The 4727-nt window shown below is 40.9% G+C and carries 6 protein-coding genes; all 6 read left to right on the plus strand.

All coding sequences use genetic code 11. The features are described from left to right. Positions 1 to 104, plus strand: a 104-nt coding sequence (locus PLK24_RS11480; RefSeq protein ID WP_502876058.1) for an ABC transporter ATP-binding protein C-terminal domain-containing protein, incomplete at its 5' end; no start/stop codon positions are given. Continuing rightward, positions 97 to 801, plus strand: coding sequence for an ABC transporter ATP-binding protein (locus PLK24_RS08460; protein WP_349770673.1), 705 nt, complete (start codon positions 97 to 99; stop codon positions 799 to 801). The genes PLK24_RS11480 and PLK24_RS08460, both read left to right, overlap by 8 nt. 2 nt (positions 802 to 803) lie before the next feature. Further along, positions 804 to 1703, plus strand: a complete 900-nt coding sequence (locus PLK24_RS08465) for a branched-chain amino acid ABC transporter permease (protein ID WP_324478149.1) — start codon at positions 804 to 806, stop codon at positions 1701 to 1703. After that, on the plus strand, positions 1700 to 2689 hold the full coding sequence (locus PLK24_RS08470; protein WP_324478152.1) for a branched-chain amino acid ABC transporter permease: 990 nt from the start codon (positions 1700 to 1702) through the stop codon (positions 2687 to 2689). Before PLK24_RS08465 ends, PLK24_RS08470 begins: the two co-directional genes overlap by 4 nt. A gap of 16 nt (positions 2690 to 2705) precedes the next feature. Further along, positions 2706 to 3467, plus strand: coding sequence for a creatininase family protein (locus PLK24_RS08475; protein ID WP_324478154.1), 762 nt, complete (start codon positions 2706 to 2708; stop codon positions 3465 to 3467). Positions 3468 to 3549: 82 nt separating this feature from the next. Then, on the plus strand, positions 3550 to 4727 hold a 1178-nt coding region (gene asnS, locus PLK24_RS08480), incomplete at its 3' end, for an asparagine--tRNA ligase (RefSeq protein WP_324478156.1).

Genomic DNA, 4727 nt, shown 5'->3' on the forward strand with positions numbered 1-4727 from the left:
TATTAGATTATGGTTCGGTGATTGCCCAGGGTACTCCTGAAGAAATACAAAATAACCCTCAGGTTATTGAAGCTTATTTAGGAGCGGGTGATACCATTGCTTAAAGTTAAAAATCTTAGTGTGAAGTACGGAGTGATACCAGCTCTTCAGGATATTTCAATAGAAGTGAAAGACGGCCAAATAGTATCTCTCATTGGGGCCAATGGTGCTGGGAAAACGACCACATTAAAAACAATCATGGGAATTCTGAAACCAGCCAATGGAAGCATTGTTTATCGTGATGAAGATATCACCCGGATGTCGACACCACAACGGGTTCGCAAGGAAATTTGTTTGGTTCCTGAGGGAAGGGGCATTTTTAATCGTTTAACCGTAAGAGAAAATCTTCTTTTAGGAGCTTATCATCGAAATGATGAACAAGAAATTAATTTAGATTTGGAAAAATCTTACTCCCTATTCCCACGGCTCAAAGAAAGGGAAAACCAGATAGCTGGTACGCTAAGCGGGGGAGAACAGCAAATGTTGGCAATCGGTAGAGGTTTAATGTCACGACCAAAACTGATGCTTTTAGATGAGCCATCCTTAGGTTTGGCTCCTCTGGTGGTCCGAGAACTCTATGAATTGATTCAAGAGATATTAAAGCAAGGTGTAACCATTCTCCTAGTCGAGCAAAATGCAACAATGGCGATACGAGTTTCCGATTATGTATATCTATTAGAAACGGGCAATGTGAAATTAGAAGGAATTCCCAAAGAAGTTGAATCTCTTGAAGATGTGAGAAAGGTCTATCTGGGAGGTTGATTATGCTTTCACTGGGCTATGTATTACAACAAACGATGAATGGTGTCATTTTGGGTTGTATTTATTCCTTGTTAGCATTGGGAATGACGGTTGTCTATGGAATATTACGACTTATCAATTTTGCTCATGGGGCGCTCATCACTTTAGGGGCTTTTTTTGTTTATTTTGTGAGTGTTCGTTATGGATTATCCTTTATTGCAGGTATATTTTTGGTAATCGGATTTGGCGGTTTAATGGGCTTAGTTTTAGACCTTATTGCCTATCGAAAGTTGCGTGGGGGGCCAGAAGTAGCTTTATTGATTACCTCGATTGGTTTTTATACATTTATTGAAAACTTTTTAAAATTAATAGTATCTCCTCAACCCTATGCATTTAAAACCCCTGACTATTTAAATATTCTTTATCGAATGCGATTTTTAACTTTTCGATCAATTGATCTATTTATTATTTTATCTTCAATAGCAATTATGATTGCCTTTTCGATTTTTATTAAAAAAAGCAAAATGGGAATTGCCATGAGGGCTACTGCAGAAAATTTGGAAGTGGCCAACATGATGGGTATCGAAATTAATAAGGTCATATCGGTTGCCTTTATTTTAGGCTCAGCAATCGCTGCCTTTACCGGCTTTTTATGGGGTGCTAAATATGGACAAATTTCTTATGATATGGGGTTTTTAACCGGTGTGAAAGCTTTTGTAGCTGTCGTCGTTGGAGGGGTTGGAAGTATACCTGGAGCTATGTTGGGAGGTTTTGTATTAGGTGTAGCCGAGATTCTCTCGGTAGCATTGCTCCCTACTAGATTCGCCGAGTATCGAGATGGAATAGTTTTTGCCATTCTTATATTAGTTTTACTCATCAAGCCTTCAGGAATTATGGGAGTGAAGGAGGAGATTCGAGTATGAACCAGAAGAGAAGAATCATTCCAGAATTTTGGTTCATAATTGGAGGCTGTCTCCTCTTCCTTATCATCTTCATTCTTTCCCGGACTCTCAACCGATATCTGATTCATATTATTGTCCTTATGGGCATATATTCAATCGCTACCGTGAGTCTTAACTTGACCAATGGATATACCGGTCTTTTTTCTCTTGGACATGCTGCATTTATGGCGATCGGTGCCTATACTTCTACCTTGCTGGCTTTTCCGCTCCATCTCAGGGAGTCATACGAACTTCCACTTTTACCCGCTTTCTTGACTGGTGCCGATGGAGCCATGCCCTTTATCGTTGCTTTAATCGCCGGAGGAGTGTTTGCTGCACTATCAGCAATTCTAATTGGAGCCCCGGTTCTCCGATTAAGAGGGCACTATCTCTCAGTTGCTTCATTGGGTTTCATGGTCATAGTGACCACCTTTGCCAAAACTCTTAAGGGGATCACCCGGGGATCAATGGGAATCAATGCCATACCTTCTTATACCAATATCTATTGGACCTATTTATGGCTCCTCATCGCAATATATGTGGTTTGGAGAATAGTTCATTCCCGTTTTGGGCGTGCTATGATGGCAATCCGAGATGATGAAACCGCCGCTCAGGTTTTGGGGATTTTTCCGATGAAGTATAAACTGTTGTCTTTTGTTGTTGGTGCTTTTTTTGCCGGCGTGGCCGGTGGTTTATTTGCTCATTTTACCAAAGCCATACGTCCTTTTGAGTTTTCATTTGCCATGACCTTCCAAATAGTGATCATGCTTATTGTGGGAGGGATGGGCACCATGAGCGGACCTTTAGTTGGGACATTCTCTTTAATGGCTTTTCGTTATGCGCTTAAACCAGTCGAAGAACACCTGAAAGTCTATGGTTTTATCGAATTGGTTTATGCGGCTCTCCTCATTATTATTATGCTCTGGAAACCTGAGGGTATTATGGGGAAAAGACAATTGAAAAGATAAGAAAGAAGGGATGGATATGTCAAAAAAAGTATATCATCCAGAGATGACCTATACCATTTTTAAAGAAGGAAAATTTAACAAAGCAATTTTTGGGGTGGGATCGGCAGAAAATCACGGATTTCACCTTCCTTTTGGTAATGATACCTTAGTATCTCATGCGATTGCTATGGCAGTTGCCCAAAAAGTTGATGGCATGTTAGTTCTTCCTCCGGTGAATGTTGGAGTAAGCCACCATTATGATGATTTTCTCTTTACTTTAACCCTCCGACCCGAGGTTTTGGTTGAGGTTTTGAAAGACATGCTCAATTCTACTATTCGCCAGGGAATCAATCGGATTATTATCATTAATGGTCATGATGGAAATATTGCTCCGATTGAAATTGCTGCACGTTCAGTGAAAGTAGCTAATCCCGAAGCTTTTATCGCTTCTTTAGATGCCTGGTGGGTTAAGGCTGGAGAATTATTACCTCAAGATACTTTTGAGGTCTGGAATGGACTGGGTCACGCCGGGGAAGGAGAGACATCAATGTCTCTGTATCTTTTCCCAGAATTATGCCAACCGGAAGAAGCACAGGGAGTGGTCCCTGATCTTCCAGAGGGATTAGACATAAAATGGAAATTTAATGAAATAACACCTTATGGAGCAACTGGTGATCCGACCAAAGGAACCGCAGAAAAAGGGGAAAAGATGTTTAATGCTTTGGTGGATTATATTGTGAAATCGATTCAAGATTTAGAAAAGAATCAGTGGAAATATGGCGTCATGATGAAAATGTAGAGCAATACCCTATCGAACCTTTTCATAAAAGGATTTGCTTGAGAATCACTTTGAGTTCTTAATTACATTCTGGAGGAAAAAGATGGATATACCCTGGGTGTCAATAGGACGGATTTCTGATTTCGAAGGGAAAGTCGTTGAACTGCGTGGATGGCTTTCGAATAAACGATCAAGCGGGAAGGTCGCCTTTCTGATTATCCGCGATGGATCGGGCTTTATTCAAGGAACGGCATTTGTTGGAGATTTTTTTACCAAGGATCAATTAGATGAGATTAAAAGAATACCGATTGAATCATCCATCCTAATACAAGGAAAAGTGCGTCGAGAAGAACGTGCTCCTGGGGGGTATGAGTTGGAAATCAGCTCTTTTCAATTGGTTTTTCCTTCCGAAGAATATCCTATTCAAAAAATGGAACACTCGGTAGACTATCTAATGGAACGTCGACACCTCTGGCTCCGCTCCAAAAAACAAAATGCCTTACTGCGAATTCGGAACGTGGTTATGATGAGTATCCATGAGTTTTTACAAAGTGAAGGATTTATCTTGCTCGATTCCCCAATTTTAACTCCAGCAGCCTGTGAAGGTACTTCGACTTTATTTGAACTCCAGTACTTTGATATCGGGAAGGCTTATTTATCTCAAAGTGGTCAACTCTACATGGAGGCTGGAGCAGCTGCTTTTGGGAAAGTATACTGTTTAGCCCCAACCTTTCGAGCTGAAAAGTCAAAAACCCGACGCCATCTTACCGAATTCTGGATGTTGGAGCCGGAAGTTGCTTACTATGATTGGCAGGATAACATGGTTCTTCAAGAAAAATTAGTGAGTTTTATCGTCAATCAAGCGTTAAAAAAATGCCAAAATGAATTAGAGATTCTTGAACGAGATACCACTCCTCTCCAGAAAATTCAACCACCTTTTCCCCGGATTTCTTATACCGAAGCCATCGAGGTTCTTAAAAAGAAGGGGTCTCCAGCTCAATGGGGTGATGACTTCGGAGGAGATGAAGAAACTATGATATCCGAAGACTTCGAACGCCCGGTTTTTATTCATCATTATCCAGCACATATCAAAGCTTTTTATATGCAACCGGATCCGGAAAATCCGACCATGGTTCTAAACGATGATCTTATTGCCCCGGAAGGTTATGGGGAGATTATTGGGGGGAGTGAACGTATTCATGACCTGGCTTTGTTAGAGAAAAGGTTAGAAGAGCATCATCTTCCCAGGGAGGCTTTTGAGTGGTATTTGGATCTCCGTCG

Origin of the sequence: Atribacter sp. (assembly GCF_035418125.1) — a bacterium.
In the GTDB taxonomy this organism is placed as follows: Bacteria; Atribacterota; Atribacteria; order Atribacterales; family Atribacteraceae; genus Atribacter; species Atribacter allofermentans.